General features: G+C 37.6%; 34 protein-coding genes. 8 read left to right on the top strand and 26 right to left on the bottom strand.

Going from position 1 to position 24,296, the window contains the following annotated elements; genetic code table 11:
- Window positions 1-130: 130 nt before the first annotated feature.
- Both Q5760_RS23390 and Q5760_RS23395 read right to left on the bottom strand, forming a co-directional pair.
- Complete coding sequence (locus Q5760_RS23390; RefSeq protein WP_428909925.1) at window positions 131-394, bottom strand: phosphocarrier protein HPr; 264 nt, start codon at window positions 392-394, stop codon at window positions 131-133.
- A 307-nt stretch (window positions 395-701) separates the two neighbouring features.
- Window positions 702-1,607 (bottom strand): TIGR01777 family oxidoreductase, encoded by a 906-nt coding sequence (locus Q5760_RS23395; RefSeq protein WP_428909926.1) that lies wholly within the window; start codon window positions 1,605-1,607, stop codon window positions 702-704.
- Between the two features lie 212 nt (window positions 1,608-1,819).
- Here Q5760_RS23395 and Q5760_RS23400 point away from each other — a divergent pair, with 212 nt between their 5' ends.
- On the top strand, window positions 1,820-2,842 hold the full coding sequence (locus Q5760_RS23400; RefSeq protein ID WP_428909927.1) for a GGDEF domain-containing protein: 1,023 nt from the start codon (window positions 1,820-1,822) through the stop codon (window positions 2,840-2,842).
- Window positions 2,843-2,913: 71 nt separating this feature from the next.
- Here the strand turns inward: Q5760_RS23400 and Q5760_RS23405 are convergent, their stop codons facing one another.
- From Q5760_RS23405 to ybaK, 14 genes are all read right to left on the bottom strand, one after another.
- Complete coding sequence (locus Q5760_RS23405) at window positions 2,914-3,594, bottom strand: transaldolase family protein (RefSeq protein WP_428909928.1); 681 nt, start codon at window positions 3,592-3,594, stop codon at window positions 2,914-2,916.
- 45 nt (window positions 3,595-3,639) lie between these two features.
- The gene (locus Q5760_RS23410; protein WP_428912668.1) at window positions 3,640-3,954 is read right to left on the bottom strand and encodes an MTH1187 family thiamine-binding protein; all 315 of its coding nucleotides are present in this window, start codon (window positions 3,952-3,954) and stop codon (window positions 3,640-3,642) included.
- 129 nt (window positions 3,955-4,083) lie between these two features.
- Window positions 4,084-4,860: a Cof-type HAD-IIB family hydrolase gene (locus tag Q5760_RS23415; protein WP_428909929.1), complete on the bottom strand. Its 777-nt coding sequence runs from the start codon at window positions 4,858-4,860 to the stop codon at window positions 4,084-4,086.
- A gap of 226 nt (window positions 4,861-5,086) precedes the next feature.
- The gene (locus Q5760_RS23420; RefSeq protein ID WP_428909930.1) at window positions 5,087-5,476 is read right to left on the bottom strand and encodes a VOC family protein; all 390 of its coding nucleotides are present in this window, start codon (window positions 5,474-5,476) and stop codon (window positions 5,087-5,089) included.
- 93 nt (window positions 5,477-5,569) lie between these two features.
- On the bottom strand, window positions 5,570-6,331 hold the full coding sequence (locus tag Q5760_RS23425; RefSeq protein WP_428909931.1) for an isoprenyl transferase: 762 nt from the start codon (window positions 6,329-6,331) through the stop codon (window positions 5,570-5,572).
- An 81-nt stretch (window positions 6,332-6,412) separates the two neighbouring features.
- Window positions 6,413-7,174: a DUF817 domain-containing protein gene (locus Q5760_RS23430; RefSeq protein WP_428912669.1), complete on the bottom strand. Its 762-nt coding sequence runs from the start codon at window positions 7,172-7,174 to the stop codon at window positions 6,413-6,415.
- Between the two features lie 62 nt (window positions 7,175-7,236).
- On the bottom strand, window positions 7,237-7,449 hold the full coding sequence (locus tag Q5760_RS23435; RefSeq protein ID WP_428909932.1) for a helix-turn-helix domain-containing protein: 213 nt from the start codon (window positions 7,447-7,449) through the stop codon (window positions 7,237-7,239).
- A gap of 10 nt (window positions 7,450-7,459) precedes the next feature.
- Window positions 7,460-7,954 (bottom strand): DUF2975 domain-containing protein, encoded by a 495-nt coding sequence (locus tag Q5760_RS23440; protein ID WP_428909933.1) that lies wholly within the window; start codon window positions 7,952-7,954, stop codon window positions 7,460-7,462.
- A gap of 197 nt (window positions 7,955-8,151) precedes the next feature.
- Window positions 8,152-8,415, bottom strand: a complete 264-nt coding sequence (locus tag Q5760_RS23445; protein WP_428909934.1) for a hypothetical protein — start codon at window positions 8,413-8,415, stop codon at window positions 8,152-8,154.
- A gap of 67 nt (window positions 8,416-8,482) precedes the next feature.
- Window positions 8,483-9,211 carry an MOSC domain-containing protein gene (locus tag Q5760_RS23450; protein WP_428909935.1) on the bottom strand — a complete coding sequence of 243 codons (729 nt, stop codon included), beginning with the start codon at window positions 9,209-9,211 and terminating at the stop codon, window positions 8,483-8,485.
- Between the two features lie 140 nt (window positions 9,212-9,351).
- Window positions 9,352-9,555: a hypothetical protein gene (locus Q5760_RS23455; RefSeq protein ID WP_428909936.1), complete on the bottom strand. Its 204-nt coding sequence runs from the start codon at window positions 9,553-9,555 to the stop codon at window positions 9,352-9,354.
- Between the two features lie 160 nt (window positions 9,556-9,715).
- On the bottom strand, window positions 9,716-10,135 hold the full coding sequence (locus Q5760_RS23460) for a hypothetical protein (RefSeq protein WP_428909937.1): 420 nt from the start codon (window positions 10,133-10,135) through the stop codon (window positions 9,716-9,718).
- A 144-nt stretch (window positions 10,136-10,279) separates the two neighbouring features.
- Window positions 10,280-11,098, bottom strand: a complete 819-nt coding sequence (locus Q5760_RS23465; protein WP_428909938.1) for a hypothetical protein — start codon at window positions 11,096-11,098, stop codon at window positions 10,280-10,282.
- 89 nt (window positions 11,099-11,187) lie between these two features.
- Complete coding sequence (ybaK, locus tag Q5760_RS23470) at window positions 11,188-11,673, bottom strand: Cys-tRNA(Pro) deacylase (protein ID WP_428909939.1); 486 nt, start codon at window positions 11,671-11,673, stop codon at window positions 11,188-11,190.
- Window positions 11,674-11,774: 101 nt separating this feature from the next.
- Here ybaK and Q5760_RS23475 point away from each other — a divergent pair, with 101 nt between their 5' ends.
- Window positions 11,775-12,341: a Uma2 family endonuclease gene (locus Q5760_RS23475; RefSeq protein WP_428909940.1), complete on the top strand. Its 567-nt coding sequence runs from the start codon at window positions 11,775-11,777 to the stop codon at window positions 12,339-12,341.
- A gap of 134 nt (window positions 12,342-12,475) precedes the next feature.
- On the opposite strand, the gene Q5760_RS23480 is transcribed toward Q5760_RS23475, so the two are convergent.
- The 5 genes from Q5760_RS23480 to Q5760_RS23500 all read right to left on the bottom strand — a co-directional run bounded on the left by Q5760_RS23480 (window position 12,476) and on the right by Q5760_RS23500 (window position 15,247).
- Window positions 12,476-13,372 (bottom strand): DMT family transporter, encoded by an 897-nt coding sequence (locus Q5760_RS23480; protein ID WP_428909941.1) that lies wholly within the window; start codon window positions 13,370-13,372, stop codon window positions 12,476-12,478.
- 191 nt (window positions 13,373-13,563) lie between these two features.
- Window positions 13,564-13,761 (bottom strand): hypothetical protein, encoded by a 198-nt coding sequence (locus tag Q5760_RS23485; protein WP_428909942.1) that lies wholly within the window; start codon window positions 13,759-13,761, stop codon window positions 13,564-13,566.
- A gap of 35 nt (window positions 13,762-13,796) precedes the next feature.
- Window positions 13,797-14,351 carry a hypothetical protein gene (locus tag Q5760_RS23490; protein WP_428909943.1) on the bottom strand — a complete coding sequence of 185 codons (555 nt, stop codon included), beginning with the start codon at window positions 14,349-14,351 and terminating at the stop codon, window positions 13,797-13,799.
- A 48-nt stretch (window positions 14,352-14,399) separates the two neighbouring features.
- On the bottom strand, window positions 14,400-14,588 hold the full coding sequence (locus tag Q5760_RS23495) for a hypothetical protein (RefSeq protein ID WP_428909944.1): 189 nt from the start codon (window positions 14,586-14,588) through the stop codon (window positions 14,400-14,402).
- A gap of 194 nt (window positions 14,589-14,782) precedes the next feature.
- The gene (locus Q5760_RS23500) at window positions 14,783-15,247 is read right to left on the bottom strand and encodes a hypothetical protein (protein WP_428909945.1); all 465 of its coding nucleotides are present in this window, start codon (window positions 15,245-15,247) and stop codon (window positions 14,783-14,785) included.
- A gap of 434 nt (window positions 15,248-15,681) precedes the next feature.
- Between Q5760_RS23500 and Q5760_RS23505 the strand changes: the two genes are divergently transcribed.
- The 4 genes from Q5760_RS23505 (at window position 15,682) to Q5760_RS23520 (ending at window position 19,056) form a co-directional block, all read left to right on the top strand.
- On the top strand, window positions 15,682-16,221 hold the full coding sequence (locus Q5760_RS23505) for a sigma-70 family RNA polymerase sigma factor (protein ID WP_428909946.1): 540 nt from the start codon (window positions 15,682-15,684) through the stop codon (window positions 16,219-16,221).
- The gene (locus Q5760_RS23510; RefSeq protein ID WP_428909947.1) at window positions 16,197-17,495 is read left to right on the top strand and encodes a DUF4179 domain-containing protein; all 1,299 of its coding nucleotides are present in this window, start codon (window positions 16,197-16,199) and stop codon (window positions 17,493-17,495) included. The genes Q5760_RS23505 and Q5760_RS23510 overlap by 25 nt, the downstream gene beginning before the upstream one ends.
- 254 nt (window positions 17,496-17,749) lie before the next feature.
- Window positions 17,750-18,082 carry an ArsR/SmtB family transcription factor gene (locus Q5760_RS23515; RefSeq protein WP_428909948.1) on the top strand — a complete coding sequence of 111 codons (333 nt, stop codon included), beginning with the start codon at window positions 17,750-17,752 and terminating at the stop codon, window positions 18,080-18,082.
- Window positions 18,083-18,099: 17 nt separating this feature from the next.
- Window positions 18,100-19,056 (top strand): cation diffusion facilitator family transporter, encoded by a 957-nt coding sequence (locus Q5760_RS23520; RefSeq protein ID WP_428909949.1) that lies wholly within the window; start codon window positions 18,100-18,102, stop codon window positions 19,054-19,056.
- A 182-nt stretch (window positions 19,057-19,238) separates the two neighbouring features.
- Here the strand turns inward: Q5760_RS23520 and Q5760_RS23525 are convergent, their stop codons facing one another.
- Window positions 19,239-19,808 (bottom strand): TetR/AcrR family transcriptional regulator, encoded by a 570-nt coding sequence (locus Q5760_RS23525; protein WP_428909950.1) that lies wholly within the window; start codon window positions 19,806-19,808, stop codon window positions 19,239-19,241.
- Between the two features lie 158 nt (window positions 19,809-19,966).
- Between Q5760_RS23525 and Q5760_RS23530 the strand changes: the two genes are divergently transcribed.
- Together Q5760_RS23530 and Q5760_RS23535 are read left to right on the top strand one after the other, a co-directional pair.
- Entirely contained in the window at window positions 19,967-20,548 is a 582-nt protein-coding gene (locus Q5760_RS23530) for an NADPH-dependent FMN reductase (RefSeq protein WP_428909951.1), read from the top strand.
- On the top strand, window positions 20,545-21,468 hold the full coding sequence (locus Q5760_RS23535; protein ID WP_428909952.1) for a DsbA family protein: 924 nt from the start codon (window positions 20,545-20,547) through the stop codon (window positions 21,466-21,468). Before Q5760_RS23530 ends, Q5760_RS23535 begins: the two co-directional genes overlap by 4 nt.
- Window positions 21,469-21,523: 55 nt before the next feature.
- On the opposite strand, the gene Q5760_RS23540 is transcribed toward Q5760_RS23535, so the two are convergent.
- From Q5760_RS23540 to Q5760_RS23555, 4 genes are all read right to left on the bottom strand, one after another.
- Window positions 21,524-22,192 carry a helix-turn-helix transcriptional regulator gene (locus Q5760_RS23540; RefSeq protein ID WP_428909953.1) on the bottom strand — a complete coding sequence of 223 codons (669 nt, stop codon included), beginning with the start codon at window positions 22,190-22,192 and terminating at the stop codon, window positions 21,524-21,526.
- A 480-nt stretch (window positions 22,193-22,672) separates the two neighbouring features.
- Window positions 22,673-23,107, bottom strand: a complete 435-nt coding sequence (locus Q5760_RS23545; RefSeq protein ID WP_428912670.1) for a VOC family protein — start codon at window positions 23,105-23,107, stop codon at window positions 22,673-22,675.
- A 119-nt stretch (window positions 23,108-23,226) separates the two neighbouring features.
- A complete protein-coding gene (locus tag Q5760_RS23550; protein WP_428909954.1) occupies window positions 23,227-23,676 on the bottom strand; it encodes an N-acetyltransferase family protein in 450 nt (149 codons plus the stop codon).
- Window positions 23,677-23,823: 147 nt separating this feature from the next.
- Entirely contained in the window at window positions 23,824-24,291 is a 468-nt protein-coding gene (locus Q5760_RS23555) for a hypothetical protein (protein WP_428912671.1), read from the bottom strand.
- Window positions 24,292-24,296: the final 5 nt, after the last annotated feature.

Genomic DNA, 24,296 nt, shown 5'->3' on the forward strand with positions numbered 1-24,296 from the left:
CTATAACATAATGTACAATTTTTCAATTTAGAAGTTTAGTAGTATATTTTTTTTATTTTTTATACAAAAAACTGGATAAAAAAAGACGTCAATAACTTCCATAAACTGGAGGGGATTGACGCCTCATATTTTAGATTAATTTATTTTCCTGCATAGCAGCAGTGATTGCTTCAATAGCGTCCTCTGCATCATCACCTGTTGCAATGATTTTTACTTCAGCGCCCTTAGCCACTCCTAAAGACATAACTCCCATGATGGATTTAAGATTAACTGATTTGCCATTATACTCCATCTTCACTTCAGAGCTAAATTTAGTTGCTGTGTTTACTAACAATGTAGCTGGACGTGCATGAATACCTGCTTCATCAACAATTGTATATGTTTTTTCTGCCATAGTCTGTACCCTCTCTCATCTCTAAAATTTATTTTCTGCAAAGGTATATGGATATAAGAATTAACCATCCATATAGATAATACGTTTTTAACGTTTACATTTCAACTAAATGCTCAAATAAAACTCCAAATGAGCTAAGGTTATTGTTCTAACGTAAGAGTTATCTATACGCAGTTCCTGGATCCTAGCAGTTTCTGGAAGGTGCCAATGGTCCTATGTATTGAGTGATAGATAAAAAACCTCCATTTTACGTTGCAATGGAGGTTTTAAAGATTAAATATTCATTAGATGACCACTAAATTTTTAATTACTTTTTATATAACTCCATTAAAGCTACATCAAGTGTCGGATATAAAAATTCAAACCCCGCATTTGTTAGTACTTCTGGTAAAACCTTTTGCCCTTCAAGAACGAGTTTACTTTTCTGTCCTAGCACTAGTTTCATTGCTAGCGAAGGGACAGGAAGCCAATGTGGTCGTTTGAGTACGGTGCTTATGGTTTTACCAAAATCCCTCATTTTTAGAGGTGAAGGAGCCGTTACATTGATAGGGCCTGACAGATGATCATTTTGGATCACAAACGAAATCGCTCTAATGACATCCATAACATGAATCCAAGACACCCACTGTTTACCCGATCCTACTGTACCACCTACAAATAGTTTATAAGGAAGCGTCATTAAAGGAAGGGCTCCACCCTCTTTTCCAAGGACTACTCCGAATCTCATAAAGGCTGTACGAGTTCCATGCTTTTCCACTTGTTTCGCTTTCTTTTCCCAATCTGATACGGTTATTCCGAGAAAATCATTTGATGTTTCTACTGAGTCTTCCGTGTAGGTTGCGTTGATGGATGCAGGGTAAATGCCGATGGCGCTTGCATTGATAAATAGGGAAGGCTTTTGCGGCAAAGCCTCTATGATTCTTAATAGCTCATCCGTTGCCTCCATTCTGCTGTTATAGATTTGCTTTTGATGTTTTGCTGTCCATCTGCCTGCATTTATTGAAACCCCTGCTAGGTTAATAAAAACGTCTATATTTTCGAGTTCGTTTTCTGGAGATGTACCTTCTTTAAGCCAGCTTACATACGATATGTTTGTTGATGAGGAAGTTTGATTCTTTCTGGTGAGGATTACTACTTCATGACCTTCATCTAGGAGAAGACTCGTTAGTTTCTCTCCAATAAATCCTGAACCACCCGCTATTGCGATTTTCACCTTGATTCCCCCCCTACCTGCCAGTTCCTAATTATATAAACATTTTACCGCCTAAACGAACATCTATCCACTAAAAATTGGAAGGTGCCAGGCACCTTCCATAAAATGGAACACTCACACCACCTATCAAGAAGCAAAATCTGGTTAAACTATATGAAAAAAGTAAGAACGGGTGCTTTATGGAAAACACACACACTCACTATTCTTTTCAAGTGTTAAAGAGAAACCTTTATTTGACTGCATTGCCTTTATTGATTATTGCTTCGATTATCTCTTTATATGTAGAAAGTATCGGTAAAAGTCTAGACATAGTCAATAAGATTAGTTTGCCCATCTTAATCGTATGGCTTTGTATTTTTTTAATCCATGTTGGGTTACGAAAAAATATGATGGTGATAGAAGTTCTGACATTCATTTTCCTAAGTGTATTTCACCTTTACCGATTTTATTTTGTCATTACTGATGGCTTAGGAGGCGCGGAACAGGGTTTAGATGAGTATATGTTCTGGATGCCTTTATTTTATATTTATATTTATTTAATCTTTAGGAGGAAGATCGGTCTTTATTTTTCTTTAGTCATTTATTCATTAACCTTACTGATGGGAATTTATGAGCTATTCCATCACTTTCAAAAACATATTTCTGCACTCGACACGCTCACCCAATTTTATCTTTCAAGTATTGTATATATCGTTGGACTTTATTTTCTTAACCATCTTGTTGCAGTCTATATGGAAAGTGAAACACTAAGAGAATTGGCATATACCGATTTTTTAACAAACTTGCCGAATCGGAGAACAATAGAGGGCGAGCTGCTGAGAGAATTTAATAAGGCGAAAAACTCTAAAATCCCCTTATCTGTGATCATTTTAGATATTGATGATTTTAAAAAAATAAACGATACATTCGGTCATGATGTAGGAGATTCCATTCTAATTGAGTTATCAGACCTTCTCAAAAAATGTATTAGGGATACAGATTATATCGGGAGATGGGGTGGCGAAGAGTTTGTCATCATGACTCCAAACCAGAATAGATCACAAGCCGTTCAGCTTGCGAATCGTTTGAGGCAGACAATCGAAAATCATCTCTTTCCATACGTCGGCTCTGTCACATCCAGTTTCGGGGTAACTGAACTAAAAGACGAGGATGATATGAATTCTTTGTTTAAACGAGTGGATCAAGCGCTATATGCAAGCAAAAGCGGAGGCAAAAATCAGGTCACTATTTTATAAATGGCTTGTAGGAAAAATAAGGTTCCCTAAAAAATGGAAGGTGCCAGGCACCTCCCATTTTTTGGAATCACTTATGTATTGATTAAGGTTGTTGCTTTTTCACCGTAAAAGTCTTGCCATTGTTGTTTGAATGTTGCTACGTCTGTTCCTGTGGATGGAAAGGCGATCATTTTTTCAATGATATCTGGGGAAACGGTGACGGTCTCGGCACCTGCAAGACATACCTCAAATACTTGTTGTAGGTTTTTAAAGCTTGCCGCTAGTATCTCACAGCCTAGCTCATAGGTCTTAAATAACTGGGCAATTTCCGTTACTACCTTAACTCCATTACCAGCCAGATTATCAATTCGATTCACATAGGGTGCCACATATTTAGCTCCTGCCATTGCAGCCATCAGCGCTTGGAATGCTGTATAGACCGTTGTCGCCAGTGTTGGAATGTTTTCTGCTGCAAGAAGCTTAATGGCTTTAATTCCCTCTTCGGTAACAGGAACTTTCACAATAACGTTCCCTGATATTTGTTGTGAAATAAATCGGGCTTCCTCAACGATTTCCTCTGCCCTATCCCCAATGGCTTGGACAAATAATTCTTTATCCGTACCGATGATCGCACGAATTTCTTTCAAAGTATCTAAATATGGCTTTTCCTCTTTCACAAGAATGCTCGGATTTGTTGTCACTCCTGCAATTGGAAAATAGTCATTTAACATTTTGATACTTTCGATATTCGCAGAATCAATATAAAGTCTCATGTTGTATGGATTCCTCCTAGTAGGTCGATTTAAAGTTGTAAAGGATCACTCCTCCAAAAGACTTTTGACTCTTGCTACTTTATCTTCCATTTTCCGTTCTTTATCACGTCGATCATCGATACGGATGTTTGTGCACACTCGCGCAAGTCCTTTTTCAAAAGGAACTTCATGCATCGCTTGGATGACTTCAAATAGTTTAGGTAGATCCCCTTCAATAATTGTGTTCATCGGAGTTAATTGGAAACGAATGTCCCCTTGCTCTTCATATTTTTGCAACACCTTGTGGATATCCGCTACATAATGACTCACACTAGGAGTTTCCGTTCCAACTGGAATAACCGTTACGTCGACAATTGCCATAATCATTCACCATTCCTTCATATAAATGTTAATAACGATATTAGTTTATCATATATTCCAAAATAGGGTGACAGGCACCTTCCACTTTATGGAAGGTGCCAGTCACCCCAAAAATTGTCACCCCAAAAATTAGATTAGTCCACACTTTTTTAGACCATGGTAAATTCCATCTTCTTCGTTGGATTTTGTAATGTGTGTTGCTTTTTCTTTGATGGCATCCACTGCATTTTCCATGGCTATTGATGTTCCTACTAGTTGGAACATCTCTAAATCATTGAATCCATCACCAAAGGCATAGGTATTCTCCTTTGAAATCCCTGTGATTTCTAAAAATTTTTGTATCCCGCTCGCTTTCGTGATGGTAGCAGGATACACGTCACATCCAAATGGAGAATTGCGAACAAATTGTAAATAAGGAAATTGCTCCTGAAAATAAGCCTCTTCCCCTTTTTCAAGGTAAATCTCAGCTTGGTAAACGGGTTCTTTCATGTATAATTTGCTATCCACACGTGGAAAGTCCCTACCACAATAGTGTAAGTCCTTCTTCAATAGCTCTGATTCATCCGTCGAAGCCACAATTTTTTCAGGTGTATGATAAACAAGCGCAAACCCTTTTTTGTCCGCAGCCTCATGCAATTTCATTAATTCATCTGTATCAAGTGGATTCCGATAAACCACTTCTCCCTCATGTGTAACATATTGTCCATTCATTAGCACACACGAACGAATCCCTGTCTCTTCTAATATATAGTCAACTTCAAATAGCGTTCGACCCGTCGCAAGGACTGACAAAATTCCCTTTTCTGTCATTCTTTTTATGGCCTGAACCGAGCTTTCAGCAACACGATGATCATTGGTCAATAAAGTTCCATCAAGGTCAAAAAATACAACCGGTGTGTCTCTCAAATCCCTTTTCCTCCCTGATTTGAATATCTGTCTTTTTCTTTGTGCTCGCAGTAATATCCCTTTATTCAAGTTCTATTACCCATCATGACATGAAACCTTTTTTTCATCCATTAAAAGCTTTCACCAAAAAAAATAATCCGAAAAGTTCACAAGGGAAAACGCTGGGAACCTTTCGGATCGGAAACATTATTTATTCTAGAAACATCGTAGCAATAAGATTAATCATCTACCTGTTTGGCTGTGCAATCTGAATCAGATTTCCACATGTATCGTCAAAGATCGCAATGGTGACAGGTCCTGCATTGGTTGGATCCATCGTAAACTTTACACCCTGACCCTTTAAACGTTCGTACTCTTGTTGAATATTGTCCACACCAAACATGGTAACAGGGATACCGTCTTGACGCAGTCTTTCTTGATACTGTTTGGCAGCCTGATGGTTATTCGGCTCTAATACGATCTCAGTGCCTTCTGGATCCTCCGGCGAAACCACTGTGAGCCACCTAAATTCTCCTTGAGGAACATCGTGTTTTTTTACAAAACCTAACGTGTTCGTGTAAAACTCTAGGGCATTGTCTTGATCATCAACAAATATACTAGTAACAATGACTTTCATCGTTTTTTCTCCTTTAAATAGGTAATCTGGTTCCCTACAATCATACTCATAAATTCACTGCATTACAATATTCCCCATCAGAGCCAATACCTCTTACAACCCACCAAACCTTCTCTTCCGCTGCCTGTATTCCTCAAGCGCTTGGAAAAAGTCCTTCTCCGTAAAATCTGGCCACAATACATCCGTAAACCAAAACTCCGTATAAGCCAGCTGCCAAAGCAAATAGTTGCTCAAACGTTTTTCCCCGCCTGTACGAATCAGCAAATCTGGATCCGGAAGATCGGCTGTATCCAAGTAACATGAAAAATGCTGTTCATCCACATCATCCCATGATAATTTTCCATCATTTAGATCCGTATACATGGCTTTCATGGCATTCAGTAGCTCATGTCTGCTTCCATAATTAAGGGCGAAATTCAACTGAAGTCCATCATTATCCCGGGTTCGGTCCATGGCATATTGGACCGCTTCACGTGTATGGAGTGGAAGTTTTTCGATATCCCCGATTGTTTTAATACGTACATTATTGGCCATAAGATCCGGCAAATAAACGTGTAGAAATTCCTTAGGAAGCCGTAAGATAAAATCAACCTCAGACTTAGGACGTTTCCAATTCTCTGTTGAAAACGTATAAAGGGTTAAAGCCTTTACCTTACATTTGACGGCTGCCTTCACGATTTTTACAACGGTCGATAATCCTTCTTTATGACCGGCAAATCGTGGCATGCCACGTCTCTGCGCCCAGCGTCCGTTCCCATCCATAATGATGGCAATATGCTCAGGCGTATTCCCATCCCCATATTGGACGGTCTCATCATCTTCTTTATATTTAAAAAAAGGAAGTTTCATTGCCATAGTTTGTTCCTCCATGAAAAATTATTAAACTACCATCCACCAACTGTTCAGTCTTGGACCAGGGGTATATATCCCTCTGACTCACATTCTTTTCTTAATAAGCTTTAAGGTCGCAACGATTAGAAAACTCACGATTACTAATAATACCCATGAACTCACTTTTCCTAGATGAACCAGACTCCATGCATCGGTTTGGTTAGGATATTCCCAAGCACCAAAGAACGTTGCGATATTCTCAGCGATCCAAATAAAAAATCCAATGAGGACAAACGAAAGCGCGAGTGGCATTCGATAACGAGTTCCATTTACCTCATAGCTGACCCATGACCGCCAAAACACGAGTATCACAAGTCCCGCCAACCACCAGCGAATATCTATCCAAAAATGGTGAGTGAAAAAGTTCAAATATATCGCAGCAGCCAAAGGGACGACTAGCCAAAACGGCGGCCACTTAATCAGATCAACATCCATCCTCCTCCACGCTTGGCACAGATAGCTTGCGACACTTGCATACATAAACCCGCTATACAAAGGCACCCCAAGGATTTTAACATACCCTTCCTCTGGATACGACCAAGAGCCCATATGGACCTTGAAAATTTCAAGCGCTAACCCAATCAAGTGAAAAAGGGTGATCACCTTCAGTTCATCCTTTGTTTCAAGCCCTGAACGAACCATCCACCATTGCATCAACAGGAAGAGGATCAGCAGCCAATCATAGCGCGGCAAGAAAGGAAGCGGCAGGATTTTCGTAATCGCTAAGGATCCAAAAATCACTACTGGGAATAGGCAAGACAGAGCCTGCTCCCAACCAAAATGCAGTAGTTGTTTGAAAGATTTCAGCATTTGGGACTGTGAAGTCTTTTTCTCACTTTGAAGGGTTACATTCATGGATAACTCCCCTTTTAACCTTCATCTTTTTTGTATTCTAAAATATCCCCTGGCTGACAATCCAGTGCCTCACAGATTGCTTCTAATGTTGAAAAGCGAATCGCCTTCGCCTTCCCATTTTTTAAAATCGAGATATTTGCCATTGTAACTCCGACTCTTTCTGAAAGTTCGGTTACGCTCATTTTCCTTTTTGCGAGCATTACATCAATATTGACGACAATTGCCATTCTTTTCACCTCAGACCGTTAAATCATTTTCTGTTTTGATATCAATCGCTTCTTGTAAAAGTCTTTGGAGAACAGCAGCAAAGACTGCGATAACCAATGAAGCTCCTACGACTACCATTCCGATTAAAACTAGACCTGGCGCGTCATCCCACTGCGCTATGATAAAGACGAATGGCAATACCACTGCATACAAGACACAAATTGTTTTGGCACAATTTTTGATTTTCCTTAATGCATTTACGGAAATTTGTGAGAATGCTTGATTCGTGTCAATATAATTTAATAATAAAAATGCTTGATACAGGGCAATGTAAAACGGTACGGCTGATATATACATAACCGCCAAAATGCCAATAACCATATAAGGTAATGTTGTTGCCCCGTTTGCTAGCTCTTCAAATGCAACAACCGCTATTTTTGGCAATCCAATCACACATAAACCCAAAATCGGAATACCGATGATAATCAGGGCTAACTTTAAAAAAAGTGTTGAACCTCGTTCCATAAAACTACACCTCATTTATTTATTGTCAAAAAGAATTTACCACATAATTTATTGTTTTTCAATAAAATATTATTGAAATTTGTTTATTTTTTATTGTTTGTCCTGTTTTTTGAGTCAGAGGGAACAGCTCCCTCGACTCATTTTCAGCAAAATAAAAAAGCACTCCTAGTAATAGGAATGCTTTTTTAATAACGAGATTAACTCAAAAAGATAGTGTAATAGACTAGAATATAAGCGATATTTAATGCGATTGCCAAAATTGATCTAATAAAAGGTTCTTTTAACACCAAAGCACCGATTCCTAAAAGTACTCCACTGAAAGTCACCATTGGTGGCAAAAACCAAATCCCCATACTTACAGTTCGGGCAAGAACACCATCAAAATAGACAGCAAAAAAGCTCAGTACACTTAGTATCAAATTGAATCCAACACAATATAACGACATTTGATAGACAGGCATCTAATCCCCCGCTTGCCACTGCATGTTTAGTTTAAAGTAATACTAAATTGCTAGCTTTTCGTTGAATTTAATCAATAAAATAAATCTCATCATTAACCTGGATGTTGCCTGTTTTAATGACTGAAGCATAAATACCAAAGTGATTGTTGTTTTCTTTGATCACCGTTTTATGTAAACTTGGATCTCTTTCAGCGTTATCCGGGTCCACCGTTATAATCATACATCTTACACAATGTCCGACGAATTCTAATTCAACTTCCGATCCGATTCTGATCCGCCGTCCAACCCAATCTTCTTCCACAAAAGGTTTTTTATCTTCTAAAGCAATCATGATATTCGGACGAAAACGTCTTGCATCCACTTCGTCCTTCCCCCATAATTCTTCCACCTTCTCTAAAGAAGCATCAGTCGTAAGCAGAATGTGCTCGACCGCGATGGGACCAATTGGCACATGTGTGGGGGTATATTTTTTAGTTGAGACTTTTCGATTCGACTTGGTTTCCAATTCCTTTAGTAATTCTTCGTCATCCCAATTCAAAGCCTTTCCCTCTGGGGTGATGACTTCAACTTTCGGATACTCGTTCACGGATTCTTCACCGACAAATCTTGCTTGATATTGAACCATTTCTTGAAAATGGGTGATCGTTAAGAAATCCCCATCCTTTGTCTCATCGATATACGCATGACTGCGGTCTCCGTATAAACCATAATCCATGATTTTCGTTTTCTGAACGCTTTCTCCACGAAGGGACTTTACCGGATGACGTACAATTTCATTGATACGGCCGATAAGCATTTCTCTCACTCTCCCATCTTTTTATCTTATGTAAGAGTTTAACAGAGTATATGCTTCATCTCTACCGAAACGGTTATCTTTAACGGAATCATCTGTATTTTTCAAATAAAGATGACGAATTCTCGCCAGCCTCATGTCCTTTACCTTTCCTCACAAGTAGCTGAAGTTAGTGACCAGAAATACTTCTGTCCGATCACCACAGTGCCGCCATTTTCTACACATGTCTCTAATATCGATTGGTTTGCTTCGTAGTTCCTTTCAATTTGGAAAATCCGTATACCACCAAATGTTACAATAGCGATGCTCAAAATGGTTGCAATCCATACATGTCTTTTTTTCTTCAAAAAATACACTCCTTTAATGATTAGAGGTTTAATAGAAATTATAACATCTAAATCAAGAAGCGATCGGAAACACCGAATATAGAAAATACCATTCTTGATTTTCACAAAGGCTTTCAAAAGTTATGTAAGTTTGAAGACCCATGTTATTTAATAGAATGATTCATTCTTCCCTCAATAGTAATTCTCTTAATTGATTCGTAGTCTTTGCAGAAGTTACATACGTTTCACCTTCTCCTATCATATACATGAAGGTGCTTTTTTCATTTTCCTCTCCCAGCCATAAATGAATGGCATGCGTCGGAAACCCGCCTACATATTCAACCATTACATCATAGTCGGGCTTCGTTTCATCGATCGTTGTTTGGCTTTGCACCGCGGTTCTTATCGCCTTTTCAAACACCTTAATGGATTGTTGATCGTTAAAGGAAAAAAGGATGTTTTGATTCATGTCGCCAAATCCATTTGATTCGGACACATTCATTACTTTGACCTTCTCATCTAAAAGAACCATTGTATTTCCTGGACCTTGACAGCCTGTTACAAAAAATACCCCGATAAGCGCCAGCATAAAATATTTCATAAGCATCTCTCCTAAAATATTGAACCACTCATCTACTACAATTATTTTAACCGTTGTTGCTTATAATAGAAACGTATCTTCACTTAGAAAATTTTATTCGAAGACCATCCATCATTATATCTTTAAAAAAAGCGTCCTGTATTTTTACAGAAACGCTTTTTCCTTTTTTCTAAGCTTATCCTTTAATTCTCCAAAATTCTCCACTACATCAGATAATGACAACTTCTTAGCTAATGCAGTTCCTTTCTGAATGGATTCTTTTGCCTTTTCAAATTGATTGGCTTTAATTTGTGCATCCGCTAGAGTATACCAATAGAACCACGCATCCATTTTTGCTAGTTTATCGTAAAAAAACTTTTCAATTTGAGGATAGTAGCTGGCATATCGTTCTTCATCTAAGACTAGCTTTTCACCATTCCATGTTAAAACATCCACAAAATAGGTATCTGCAATATACCTTTGCCAAACAGCTAAACTAACCTTTTCATTCTTTAATAGCTCCAGCCTATGATAGGGAACTTCTGCAATCTTCTTTAAAGAATGCTGATCCCATTTAAAAATTTCGAGGATATTTCCTGCTGAAGCTCCGATCGTGACACCAAAGAGATATTCTGAAATCCCATCACCTGTAATATCTGTAACCCCTGAGTAATCTAATCCTACTCCCTGAGTTTGAGTTTCCCAAATCTTTTCCCATCCATCATGGTCTTTTCTCAATACGATTACGCCATATTGCGAAGGGTTGGGTTGTACGTTGGCTTTTAATTTAAAATTAATGATCATTTCTTCTTGTCCGTCTTGATTAAAATCATAAAGGAGGTAGGGCTTCACCCCTTCAGGACTTACCAATGTTGCATTGGGTGGTAAAAATTTAAACAGATCTTTTTCTTCCGCCTCCGTAACTATTGAAAAAAAGTTTAAAAGAATGGTTACCAATACAAAAAATAATAAGATTTTTTTCATCCATAATCCCCACTATCTTCATGTTTGAGATTATGGTTCCCTATCGTATAACATATTAAAAGGACCCGATCACTAGATCCGGCCCTCTATTATGATACAATATCTGCAAAATTTCCCTTACAGGCTTTAACTAAATCGTGCGGTGCCAACTTTAAAGACATTCCGACTTTCCCTGCACTGAAAATCATAAAATCAAGTGTTTCCGCGCTCTCATCAATATAGGTTGGAAACAACTTTTTCATTCCTATTGGTGAGCAGCCACCCCGAACATAACCCGTTACACCCAGTAATTCCTTTACCGCAATCATTTCAATTTTCTTCTGACCCACGACCTTTGCGGCTTTTTTTAAGTCTAATTCCTTTGCAACAGGAACAACAAAGACATAATATTGACTTTTCCCTACTGTCGTTACCAACGTTTTATACACATACTCATAAGAATATCCTATTTTTTCAGAAGCTGAAATTCCATCAACCGGTTGTCCCTCTTCTACTTGGTAACTTAATAACTCATAAGGAATTTTCTGTTGCTCGATCAACCGAACAGCATTTGTTTTCGCCACTTGTTTTGCCATCCTATTCTCCAACCTCCATGAGTCAGAGGGACAGGTCCCATGACTCATTGTTTTCTTTTTAGTTTTCATTCGAATATAATTAACTTAAGGTGGTGATTATGTTGAGTTTATTAAATGAGAGATATAGCACCTATGAAGAATTTGAATCAGAGCGCAAAAAAACAGAGAATCGTTTAGAATTTATCGATGGCGTCATATATATGTCTCCATCACCAAATATCAAACACCAAGAGATATCGTCATACTTACACGCTCAATTATATAATTTTTTAAAAGGTAGTAAGTGTAAAGTATTTACAGCACCAACTGACGTCGTTTTTATTAATGAAAATCAAGAAGATAAAAAGAGGGTTATTCCTGACTTATTTGTAGCCTGCAACCTGGATAACTTCACTGAAAATGAATACGTTGGCGCTCCAGATTTTATCATTGAAATATTGAGTCCTTCAAACAAATCATATGATATGATTACAAAACTAAATTTATATATGAATCACGGTGTTAAAGAATACTGGATCGTGGACCCAATGGAAAATCATATCATGGTTTATTTTTTAAATGGAAATTTAGACATTCAATTCAATCTAATTAAATTAGGGGAAGTTGTTACTTCAAACCTGTTTAAAGAATTTAAGATCAATACCAATGATTTATTCAACCCAAGCTAGTCATTTTTGAGACAAGGGACATGTCCCTTGTCTCATAGTATTCAAAATGATTGATATCGTAGAAATCAAACTAACTTACATTTAGCAAATTTACTATAGTCTGAGTCAAGGAACCTGTCCCCATGACTCATGACTCAGCTGGCTATCGGTTTTTCCTTTTCTTTCAACGCTACTTTCTTCTGTTGCATTAAAAAGATAAATACACCTAGTAAGGCGATGAATCCGCCGATAAGCTGTAATGGCAATACCGGTTCGCCTAACAAGAGAATCGCTAAAATGGTGGCACCAACTGGTTCGCCTAATACACTCATCGAAATCGTGGTGGTGTTGACATGGTTTAATAGGAAATTGAAAATGACGTGAGCCAGAGTTGGGAAGATCGCTAACAACAGAAAAATTCCCCATTCCCGCGCAGGATATCCGCTAATCTGAACACCAGTCATCAAGTTATAAATATTTAAAGAAAGCCCGGCAAAAAAGAATACGCAAAAACTATAAATCCAATGCGAGATCTTTTTTACATTGTTTTGCCCGATTAATAAATAAGTCACAACGGCGATTACACTTAAAAACGATAAAATATCCCCCATAATCGCGGATTGACTACTTAATCCAAAATCTCCCCATCCAACCATGACAACTCCGATAATCGATAAGCCAATCGCCATGAATGTGGAAAGGTCCGTTCTTTCTTTATAAATGAAAAATCCCCCTACCATTGCAACAATCGGCTGTAGAGAAAGAATAATCGTGGAACTGGCTACGGTTGTGAGCTTCAAGGATTCAAACCACAAAGCAAAATGCATGGCTAGAAAAACTCCGGCCATACATAAGAACAACCAATCCTTTTTCGATAGTTTCTTAAACTCTTTTCTGTTCACCCATACGATTGGTAACAATAAGAGGCTCGCTAAATACATTCGATTCATACTGATGATCGTAGATGGTGCATCTGACCATTTTACAAAAATAGCTGAAAAGGAGATGGCGATCATAGAGATGGTTAATAATAATCCGACAGGTACTTTCATAGCTCCTCCTCGTGTAAAAAAAATGAATTCTTCGCTTACCTGTCCGAGTCATTGTGGACGGTAGTCGTTTTCCATTATCATATCTTATCATGATTTTTGGAATATGGACGAAATCCAATTTTTGTTACAATTTCACCTACCATGCAAAAAAACTCCATCCTTTATTAGGATTGAGTCTGTTGTTAGATTAACTATCTATTTTTAACAAAACGCTTTATATCAAAAAAGCCAATGGTACCACAAATGATCACACCTGCTGATAACAAGACTGTCATCGTCCAATTTTCTCCCCAACTAGAAATAACACTATAAGAACAGCCGATTGCAACAGCCAGTGCTGCATATTTTTCCCGCCATTTTTCAAGTTTTGAAGTCTTTTGTTTGCTCAAACTTAAATCCTCGCTTTCTAGTTACGTTTTTTTAGCTAATCTGTAAGAACCTGATAGTTAGCTACTCTCCCCCTACTGTCAAAGTCAATAACCAGCCATTCACTATCAATCGAAATCAGTCCTCTTTCATCTCCAAGATAATAAACGACATTATTATCGCTTTTAAAATATTCGGTTTCGATGGGTGCTCCTAATAACGAAGTTAATTCATCTTTTGTCATGTCTTTTAACGTATAATTTTCTAACAAATCATCGACCATGTATACCTTTTCTTTATCACTATTTAACCATTTTTCAGTAGTAAAAGTGGTTTGGTACTCATAAAAGCCTAAAATCCCCATACATAATATGGGTGCCATAATCCCGAGGTTTCTTATCGTTTTATACTCTTTTTGCATCTTTTTATTTTTCCGAAAAGCAACCAGCATGATTAACAAAAAAATAGCCGGCAATAAAATAGCGGAAACACTAACGACACTGTAGGAAATATGAAAAACATAGATATATAATATGTATGCTAGATACAGACATAAATATAAACCAAAGAACATTTTTAGCAATTGCCAAAACAAGCTCGGATCAAATTTCACCATTTACCTCCATAGTAAAAAAACGACTGCCCTTCTTAGCAATCGCACCTATTTATAAGACTTTCTCAGCTCAAACACATTTGCGATAACACCAATCAATCCAGTGATAGCAAATACAATGGGAATAATCAACGAATTCTCAGGAGCCGGAACTTCAACCACTAAACGATATACACCAAATAAACAAACGATAAGACTGCCAATTAGACCGATCAACCTTTTGGTTTTTTTGTCCATGGGAACCCTCCTTGTATATAACTCTATTTTAACATATATATCCACCCAATATTTCCCAATTTTATTAACTATTAAGTCCGTAAAAAAGGCAATCCCTGCTTATTCAAGAATTACATTCGTTATATCCAAATCTAATACGTTTATTAATTATTAATATCCTCTATTTTTCACAGACAACCGCATTTCCTACACCGTTACAAAACCAATCCTTTTTTCTTAGCATCCCCATCCAATCCCGCACCAATGGCTACGCCGATTCCAATCCCCAGCGATAGACCAAGTGCCATGTTTTCAAATAGTAGTTGCCCAAATGCTACACCTAAACCAGTACCAATGGACATATAGATACTAGTATAATACCCGCTTGTCACTAGCTTGTGTTGTTTCATTAGATGCGAAGTAATGTAATTCATTATTTGTTTATGATGTATATAATCCTGTTTTTTAAGTTGTTTTGACCGATCGGTTAGCCGGATGATCTGCTCCTCCAAATCAAGAAAGTGTTGCTCACATACGGCACAATGTGGTGAAAAAGAGCTCAACTTTTGAATCATTCGATTGCACTTATCTAATTCAAGTTTTGGTGCAACTTTTTCATCAACCGTCTCTTTAAAATCTTGAAGCATGGCTATAAGTTGGTCCACTCGTTGATCTTCCAACACACTACCTCCCCTAACTGGCATTGCTCATTTCTTTATTTTTTCCTTATGATCTTTATCATGGAATACCCAATTAAAAAACATAAGACCCAACATATAAAAAATGGATTGAATTAGATTTTCAAACCAATTGAAGTCATGATGGCTAATATAATCGAATGCGCTTAGGGTTGCATATAGAACAATAAAATAAATTCCATATGAGTATTTTTTGAAGGTCTGCACATAAATACCCCCTATCCATATTTCTTAAAGCTACTCCCTTTCCACACCTCTATTTTACATGAATAATTATAATTATTCCGCAACCTTCCCAATTATTTGAAATCAATAGTATAGTGAAACTATCGATCTTCCTATCTTTTAAAATAAATGAAACCCAACACCATACTTATGTATCTAATAAATAGAAAACAAAGAAAGGAGTGCGCATCGTGAACCTGATAAAAGAAGTGAAGAAAGCCATGAAAGGAAACCATTCCTCCTTTGAAAAGCTTATTCTTGCACATAAATTAATCATGTATCGAGTCAGTCGAACGATTCTCACCCGGGATGAGGATTGCGCTGATGCGATGCAAGAGGCCATCATGAAGGCCTTTCAAAACATTCATACCCTACGAGAACCACGTTATTTTAAAACATGGTTGATTCGAATTCTCCTCAATGAATGCTATCAACTTCATCGAAAAAGGAAGAATCTTATTCCCATCGAGGAATTAGCCGAACCATCATCCATTGAGAATGGCTACGAGAAAATTGAGATACAACAATTACTTGATGTCCTCCCAACCGATGATCAACAATTGTTAAAACTATTTTATATGGAAGACCTCTCGATTCATGATATAGCCCTTATTTTAGACATACCTGAAAATACCGTGAAGACCAAATTACGGCGTGCTCGTGAAAAAATTCAGAAGAAATATGCCCAAGACAAGGAGGTTCTAACATGGAAAAATGGGAAAAACAACTAAAAGATGATGTAAATCGGTCACTACCAAGCATGATCGATATGCGAGTGGAAGAAACACTTAAAAGTCTTACAAGAAAAAATAAGAAAAAGAAAATCTATATGGGTCTTTCTGCTGCAATCGTTACCCTTTCAATGATATTTGGCTTATCGATCATCTCCCCTACCTTTGCGAACACCATGAAAGAGATCCCTGTCATTGGATCCGCCTTTGAATTTATTGGAAATATTGGCGTAAAAAAAGGAAAGGACGAAGGATTAACGACGGAACTGGGAGAACAAATCGAAGTGAACGGACAGATCATCACCTTTACGGAAACCCTTTATGATGGCGGCGAACTTCATATTGGCTATATGATGCAAGGAAATGCAATTAACCATGAAAACCATTTTATGAACAATCTCCAGTTGTTCATTGATGGGAAACCGATTGGTTATGGAATGGGTGGAAATGAATCAGAAGTTGAAGAAGGACTGCATGCGGGAACCCTCAGCATCCATGTTCGTGACGAAGAAATTCCCGATTCGTTTGTACTTGGGATTCGATCACGTGAGGGGAAATTGTGGTCTGTTGAGTTACCTGTTGAAAAGAAAGGAAATCATCAAGCTTTTCTAGTTAATCAGATAGCGAAAAAAGACGATCTTTCGATTCTGTATGATAAAATCACTTTCTTTCCTACGTCAACCGAGATTTCCCTTCGCTTAATGATAGATGAGAAAGTCTACCATGATGATAAGTATGCGATGATCGATTATCAAGTCATTGATGACAAAGGTCGTGTTTTACAACCATTAAGTGGTGGTGGAGGCGGTGGTGGGCCTGTAAACGGTGTAATTCTTCACCGTTTTGAACAATATTATGAACCGTTGCAGGAGATTCCAGGTTCTTTAACCATTAAACCCTATTTGATTGATCCCAATCAATCCCCACCTAAAATCAAAAGGTCCAAATGGGAAGGAGAGAATATCACTCTTTCTCAAGGAGAAATTGGAGATTTAACCATTTTAGAATTGAAAGTGGAGAATGGTTTCACGACTTTAACGTATGCAGTGGATGGTGAAGATTTATATGGTCAAGCCAACGCCATTTGGCTGGAAAATTCAAGTGGAACTCGGTACTATTCTGAACAACCTGCGGTACGAGTTGACGGATCTATTAATCACTATCAAACAACTTTTACAGAAACGCCTGCTTTGGATGATCTATTTATTACAACCGAAACGATGGATCCAGCGAATTACTTAAAGGAGCTTGAAGTGACAATTGAATTAAATTAGCAACGAGCTTAAATAAGGGTAGATGAACAGGATCTAGTTCCTGCTTCCATCTATCCTTTTTTTCCATATGTAACCTCTTTGTTACAAGCACTTGTTCAAGGGCAACATTCTAGAAAGCAACTACATTAAATCACACTCCTTTTATTTTGATAAAAATTCACCAATTTCATTGACATCCTATAAAAATCAGCATACTCTATATATGAACATATGCTCATATAAACAATAATATAGGGAATAAAGGGGTAAAAAGAATGAGTGAAGAGAAACAGGATGAGGTTTTTAATGACGAAGCCAAGCACTTGGATGAAGAAACACTGTTTGTCGTGTCACAAACATTCAAGGCGTTGAGCGATCCAACTAGAATTCGCATTCTGAATTTATTATGTACAGGGGAACATTCTGTCACTGATATAGCTGAAACACTCAATTTAAGCCAATCCAGTGTCTCCCATCAACTACGCTTTTTAAAAAATTTACGATTAGTCAAATATAGAAGATCTGGAACAACGATGTATTATTCGGAAGATGATGAGCACATTATGAATTTACTGAAACAGGCCATAGAGCATGCTGGACATCATTAATTCAAGGGGGACTTCCAATGGGACATGATCATGGACATGACCATACACACGGTGCAAATAAAAAAACCTTAATGATTAGTTTTATCATTATAACAGGATATATGATTATCGAGGCAATTGGTGGATTCATGACCAACAGCCTTGCGTTATTATCTGATGCAGGCCATATGTTGAGTGACTCCATATCACTTGGAATTGCCTTGTTAGCTTTTACGCTTGGGGAAAAAGCGGCGAACTATAGTAAAACGTACGGCTATAAACGCTTTGAAATATTAGCGGCTGTTCTAAACGGGATCACGCTTGTACTCATTGCGATTTACATTTTTTATGAAGCGATTCAGCGTTTTCAACATCCACCTGAAGTGGCATCAACTGGAATGTTAATCATTGCTATTATTGGGCTAGTCGTCAATATTATTGTTGCATGGATTATGATGCGCGGCGGGGATGTCGAAGAGAACTTGAATATGCGCGGAGCTTACTTGCATGTAATGAGTGATATGCTCGGTTCTATTGGTGCGATTATTGCGGCACTACTGATTATTTTCTTTGGGTGGGGCTGGGCTGATCCACTCGCAAGCGTAATTGTCGCGGCTCTTGTCTTACGAAGCGGGTACTATGTAACGAAATCCGGCCTTCATGTTTTGATGGAAGGAACCCCACAAAATGTGGATATGGACAAAGTCGTACAAACCATTCAAAGTACAGATGATATTTTAGGTGTTCACGACTTGCACGTTTGGTCGATTACAAGCGGGCTAAATGCCCTTTCCTGCCATGTGGTGGTAAATGATCATATGACTATCGCTGAAAGTGAAAAATTACTTCATCAAATCGAGCATGATCTAGAACACCAAAACATTCACCATATGACGATTCAACTAGAAACATCGGCACATCTGCACGACAATTCCATTTTGTGTAAAGCCGAAGCTGATTCATCCGGACACCACCACCATCACCATCATCACTGAGTTAGAGTGAGTCAGGGGTCTGTCCACCTGACCCAAGCAATACGTTGACTTCATATACTGAAAACAGACAGAGGGGAGATATCTCTGTCTGTTTTTAATTCTCTCCTACCTCTAATCAAACGTTTGTTTAAAGAAAAAAGAACCAGGATATACACAAACGGAACATTTCCTGGTTCTCACTATTAGATTTTAAAACCCAAATTCGTGCCAGACATAATATAAGGAATAGCCGATTTGATAAACTCTTCCTGCGGTACCTCCATCCCCTGTCTTCTCCACTCAACAGAAGCTCCATAAATGCCCCAGCTTAAGATGACCGCCAGCGTTTTTAGAGCCTCATCCTTTTCAGAGCCATTTTGCTTTAAGAGCATTTTATAATAAATAACTTCGAGCTGCTCCCTAATTATCCGCCCAATGGTATCTTCGTATCCTCTATGACAACGATTGGATAAGGACTGTTGAAAATCCGTGATCGCTGTAAAAATATGAATGAAGGCTTCTTCATCTAGATGACGATTTTGATAAAAGTCACCATTCAAATTAACGAGTAACACTTCTGACAAAACCTTCTCCAACAAGTCGTAAATATCTTCAAAATGGTAATAAAAAGTCGCACGATTAATCATCGCCTCTGTAGTTATATCCTTAACTGTAATATCCTTGAATTCCTTTTTACTCGATAATTCGATGAAGGAATCCATGATTAATTTACGAGTACGTTGAATTCGGGGATCTGTTTTCGTTTCCGTCACCATCATCACCCTCCTACTTTTTCAACAATTTTTGAATTATGTCGGATATCCAACACATCCAAGAAAGTATCGGTGTTCTTAACATTAATTATTGACTAAACTAGCATTAAGAAGCAAACATAACACATCAAACTTTCAAAATAAGAGGAGGAATTTACATGGTTAAAATCGGAATTATCACAGGGAGTACGAGAGATTCTAGAGTTAATACACAGGTTGCAGAATGGGTAAAATCGATCGCCGACGAAAGAACAGATGCCACATTTGAGCTAGTTGATATTAAAGACTATCACCTTCCAAGATACAACGAGTCGATTCCAGCAATTATGTCAAAAGACTATCAAACGCCAGAAGCGAAACCTTGGTCTGAAAAAATCGATTCTCTAGATGGATTTGTGTTTGTGCTAGCTGAATACAACAAAGGAATTACATCTGGCCTTAAAGATGCCATCGATTACTTGTATCAAGAATGGAACAACAAAGCAGCGGGTATCGTTAGCTACGGTTCAACACTTGGCGTTTCAGCAGCAAACGAATTACGTCTTATCTTATCCGTACCAAAGGTAGCAACCGTTGGCACACAAGTAGGCATGAACCTATTTACTGATTTTGAGGATATGAGTAAATTCAATCCAGCTCCATTCCATAAAGACACGTTAAATACATTATTCGATGAGGTCATCGCATGGTCGACCGCTTTAAAAACAATCCGTACAGAAAAGAGTGAGGAATTAGTATGACAAACAATAACATGATGTGTGATTTAGAAACAGGTGTATGTGGAGTGGCTGGTGAAGAAGAAATGGAAATGATCGATTTCAGCCAACCTACTAAAAAAATAAATTTATATTATGTAACGGATCCCATTTGCTCCCATTGCTGGGCAATCGAACCTACCCTTCGTCGTTTTATGAAGCAGTATGGACACTATTTCAACGTCAAAACGGTCATGGGTGGCTTATTAGAAAAATGGCATGGCGGTCCTATCGATCCTGCGAACGGCATTTATGGACCTGCTGATGTTGCCGGTCACTGGAGAGAAGTCGGTGAACATTCTCGTATGCCGATTGATGGTTCACTTATGGTTGACAATCCTGTTCAGTCCTCTTTCCCACCATCTCGCGTGTTTAAAATTATTCAACAGCATCACGGTGAGGAAAAGGCATTCCAATACTTACGTCGTGCAAGAGAAGAGCTATTTGCTTTCAATCAAAACATTGGTGAAGCATCGGTCCTAATCGAAATCGTGAATGGAATGGGATTAGATGGAGAAGGAATTGTAAAAGAAGCCGACGAACAAACTGGGCACGACTTATTACATGAAGACTTCGCCTTAACGAGAAATCTAGGTGCTAGAGGCTTCCCTACGATTATCATGGTAAATGAAGAAAATAAAGGGGTTAAAATCGTAGGCGGTCGTCCTTTCGAATATTATGTTTCTGGATTGACGCAAGTTCTCGGCGAAGAGCCTAATCCAACAAAACAACCAGCTCTATCCGCTTTACTTGAAGAGGAAAAACTCCTTTTCTCAAAAGAAATTGAAGTGATGTATGATGTTGAAAAATCGGAGTTAAACGGTTTTATGGAAAGAGAACTTCCATCCGATCGTTATCAGAAAAAAGAAATTCTAGGAGAATCTTATTTTACGATTACAGAATAACGATTACGGTAATAAATTCAGGTGGAGCTTCCAATTTTGGAAGCTCCACTTGAATTTATTTATTTATAGTAGATATGTCAAAAGGAATCAAATGATTTGATTTGTCTCCATCCCATTTCAAGGTAATCTCTTCATTTGCGACATTTTCATCAAGTAGAACAGACTGGTCAGCCTTAACAAATCGATGAGTATCAAAAATATGAAAAATACTAAAACTCCAATTTATTTGTAATGATAGATTCCCATTTTCATTTGAAACTAACAGATCGTCTCCAATTGGTTTAAAGAATACGTTATTCGATTTTACAGTTAAATCAATGGTTGTATTCCAATCTCTGTTTGGATCCTCCCCGTTATAACTTAAATCACGTTGCAGTTTAACATGACTAATCTCCAAACTTTCCGGATTTGCCTTAAATGGTGTTGCACTTACCACTGTATTGACTAACAATACGAGCAATATCGTTACTAGTACTACCAACATTCGCTTCTGCTTGATTCCAAAATTTAATTTCCGCACCATTTTTTCATCCTCTCTTAACAGAAAATCTAACGAAACATTAAAACGATCACAAATTTCAATGACCATTTCTAAATCAGGATAACTCCTTCCCGTTTCCCAACTTGAAATGGTTGATCTTGACACCTGCAATTCTTCAGCTAATTGTTCTTGGGTTAAATGATTTTCCGCCCTTAGCTTTTTCATTTTTTCAGATAAATTCATTCCTTTGTCCCCTTTCTAAAATCAGGATAGGTAAGATTCGCTGTAATGACTAGATAAGCTTTTTCACATCTCTATTTTCCAATGACAAGAATCTTGTCATCGTTGATATATCAACGTTTTCTACCCTTTATGAAATAAATCAATATAACTATATTTTAATATTCTTTCTCATTAATAGAGAGAATCGAGTAACATTTCTATTGACTTCTGATGCGATTTAGAGGATTTTTGTATCGGTTCTCCCATAGAAAAGATCATCGTTGAAGACACCCAATGTATTTAGTAGATCAATCACTATTTATTGACGATTATGAAACATAAAAACTACCAAGATATAAAAGAGCAATATTTTAAGGTTAGAACATTCATTGGAATGCATTTTTCTATTCTTCAATAAAAATAACCATACTTCCTTCTTGAAGTATGGCACAAGATACTATTATTGCATTTTTACTGTTTCTTTCTTAGACAAACACAATGTTACTCTTCCTTTTTTTCCTCAAACATCTTTAGTCGTTCCTCATGACTTACAACTTTATGTATTTGATGCAGCATCCAAATATAACCGAATGGATCCATGAAGATAGCGTTCGATACACCGTAGTTACCCAGCTCCGTCACCGGTTGCACCTCTGTACACCCTAATTCCATAGCCTTCTCGTAGGTCTTCTTAATGTCTGGGACCGCTATATTCATCCAACTGGTTTTCGGATTTTCAGGAGTTGGGGCGATTAATTGAAATTCTGGATTTTCATCTAACATATGAAAACGGACTCCGTACAGAGTAAAAACCGCCTCATTTTGACCACGAGGAAAGTTTGACACTTCCACACGTTCAATCTCAAATATCTTTTCGTATAATTCCAAAGCTTGTAAGCTATCTTTTACAACAAAATCAAATTCGACTCCAACGATCATCGTGAATACACACTCCTTTTCATTCTAACCCTTACCATTTTCCCCTTTTCCCCCATTAAAGTATACCAGATTCACCATTCATCACATGGAAATATGTTTTCTGCCCTTTAATAGAGTCATTCAGTCAAATCTAATTCATAATGAAAAAATTGAGTATCTCTTTTGTATCCATTTTTCTCATATAATCTTTGAGCCGTATCATTATCTGGTGCTGTACTGAGGCTAAGGCTTTTTGCACCTGTTTCCTCCATTGCGTATTCTTTTGCTTTTTGTAGGAGCATTTGGCCTACTCCTTTGTTTCTTGCTTCCTCATCCACATACAAATCATTTAAAATCCATGCACGCTTCATAGATATGGATGAAAAGGTTGGATAAAGTTGTGTAAAGCCGACGTAGTTTTGTCTGTCTTTCACGACAAAGATAACCGACTCTTTCCTTTCTATACGTTCTTTTATGTAAGACTTTGCACCTTCTAAATCAGATTCTTGTTGATAAAACATCCGATACGAATTAAATAGATTTGATACTCCTTCTAAATCCTCAATTGTAGCTTGAACTATTTTCATTGTCTCTCCCACCCCATAGACCTATATTTATAAAATCATTTTACACGAAATTCCTTATTTCGGTTAACACTTGCGAACTACAATTGATTGGATGTTGAATAAAATGAATATAAGTACGACAACTTTTCACAAGCTTTTAACACCTCATCATGGTTTTTGCATGACTTTTGCAACACCTAACGCAAAATGATTCCATAAAATATTTTCAATTATCTCCACTTGTGTTTCTTCACAATCTATAATAAGGATGACTTCTGAATGTTTACCTTTTAATACTCGTTTTCTTTTCTTTATCACTAATTCCGTAAAAAGTCTAATAGTGAATCCCACAACAAACCCAATTGCCGCACCGATGAGTCCCCAGTAAATAGGCCCCCAGGCTAATTCAAAACCGATACTTGCACCAATAACAGAAAAAGCGGTGGCAAGTGCCACCCCTATATCAATGAGTGAAGTCCCGTCTGAGCGATGAAGGGTATCGAACACTTTTCTTTCATCTGTTCGATTATCTAAGGGAACGGCAAATATATGATCTTTTTTTATCCTTTTCTTCTCAAGTGTCGAAATAGCCATTTCTAAATGGATATTGCTCTCAAACGTTGAAAATATTTGCACATTCA

It is taken from the genome of Niallia sp. Kr1 (assembly GCF_050389805.1).
In the GTDB taxonomy this organism is placed as follows: Bacteria; Bacillota; Bacilli; order Bacillales; family Cytobacillaceae; genus Bacillus_BD.

What these genes read in the sequence shown, in the direction of transcription:
- Q5760_RS23410 (WP_428912668.1), bottom strand. Translation starts at nt 3,954, where the DNA reads ATGGCAATTGTCGACGTAACGGTTATTCCAGTTGGAACGGAAACTCCT.
- Q5760_RS23440 (WP_428909933.1), bottom strand. Translation starts at nt 7,954, where the DNA reads ATGGAACGAGGTTCAACACTTTTTTTAAAGTTAGCCCTGATTATCATC.
- Q5760_RS23480 (WP_428909941.1), bottom strand. Translation starts at nt 13,372, where the DNA reads ATGAAAGTACCTGTCGGATTATTATTAACCATCTCTATGATCGCCATC.
- Q5760_RS23425 (WP_428909931.1), bottom strand. Translation starts at nt 6,331, where the DNA reads ATGGCAATGAAACTTCCTTTTTTTAAATATAAAGAAGATGATGAGACC.
- Q5760_RS23495 (WP_428909944.1), bottom strand. Translation starts at nt 14,588, where the DNA reads ATGGACAAAAAAACCAAAAGGTTGATCGGTCTAATTGGCAGTCTTATC.
- Q5760_RS23540 (WP_428909953.1), bottom strand. Translation starts at nt 22,192, where the DNA reads ATGAATTTATCTGAAAAAATGAAAAAGCTAAGGGCGGAAAATCATTTA.
- Q5760_RS23460 (WP_428909937.1), bottom strand. Translation starts at nt 10,135, where the DNA reads ATGAAATATTTTATGCTGGCGCTTATCGGGGTATTTTTTGTAACAGGC.
- Q5760_RS23420 (WP_428909930.1), bottom strand. Translation starts at nt 5,476, where the DNA reads ATGAAAGTCATTGTTACTAGTATATTTGTTGATGATCAAGACAATGCC.
- Q5760_RS23535 (WP_428909952.1), top strand. Translation starts at nt 20,545, where the DNA reads ATGACAAACAATAACATGATGTGTGATTTAGAAACAGGTGTATGTGGA.
- Q5760_RS23520 (WP_428909949.1), top strand. Translation starts at nt 18,100, where the DNA reads ATGGGACATGATCATGGACATGACCATACACACGGTGCAAATAAAAAA.
- Q5760_RS23405 (WP_428909928.1), bottom strand. Translation starts at nt 3,594, where the DNA reads ATGAGACTTTATATTGATTCTGCGAATATCGAAAGTATCAAAATGTTA.
- Q5760_RS23465 (WP_428909938.1), bottom strand. Translation starts at nt 11,098, where the DNA reads ATGAAAAAAATCTTATTATTTTTTGTATTGGTAACCATTCTTTTAAAC.
- Q5760_RS23550 (WP_428909954.1), bottom strand. Translation starts at nt 23,676, where the DNA reads ATGAAAATAGTTCAAGCTACAATTGAGGATTTAGAAGGAGTATCAAAT.
- ybaK (WP_428909939.1), bottom strand. Translation starts at nt 11,673, where the DNA reads ATGGCAAAACAAGTGGCGAAAACAAATGCTGTTCGGTTGATCGAGCAA.
- Q5760_RS23530 (WP_428909951.1), top strand. Translation starts at nt 19,967, where the DNA reads ATGGTTAAAATCGGAATTATCACAGGGAGTACGAGAGATTCTAGAGTT.
- Q5760_RS23450 (WP_428909935.1), bottom strand. Translation starts at nt 9,211, where the DNA reads ATGCTTATCGGCCGTATCAATGAAATTGTACGTCATCCGGTAAAGTCC.
- Q5760_RS23515 (WP_428909948.1), top strand. Translation starts at nt 17,750, where the DNA reads ATGAGTGAAGAGAAACAGGATGAGGTTTTTAATGACGAAGCCAAGCAC.
- Q5760_RS23390 (WP_428909925.1), bottom strand. Translation starts at nt 394, where the DNA reads ATGGCAGAAAAAACATATACAATTGTTGATGAAGCAGGTATTCATGCA.
- Q5760_RS23510 (WP_428909947.1), top strand. Translation starts at nt 16,197, where the DNA reads ATGGAAAAATGGGAAAAACAACTAAAAGATGATGTAAATCGGTCACTA.
- Q5760_RS23445 (WP_428909934.1), bottom strand. Translation starts at nt 8,415, where the DNA reads ATGCCTGTCTATCAAATGTCGTTATATTGTGTTGGATTCAATTTGATA.
- Q5760_RS23435 (WP_428909932.1), bottom strand. Translation starts at nt 7,449, where the DNA reads ATGGCAATTGTCGTCAATATTGATGTAATGCTCGCAAAAAGGAAAATG.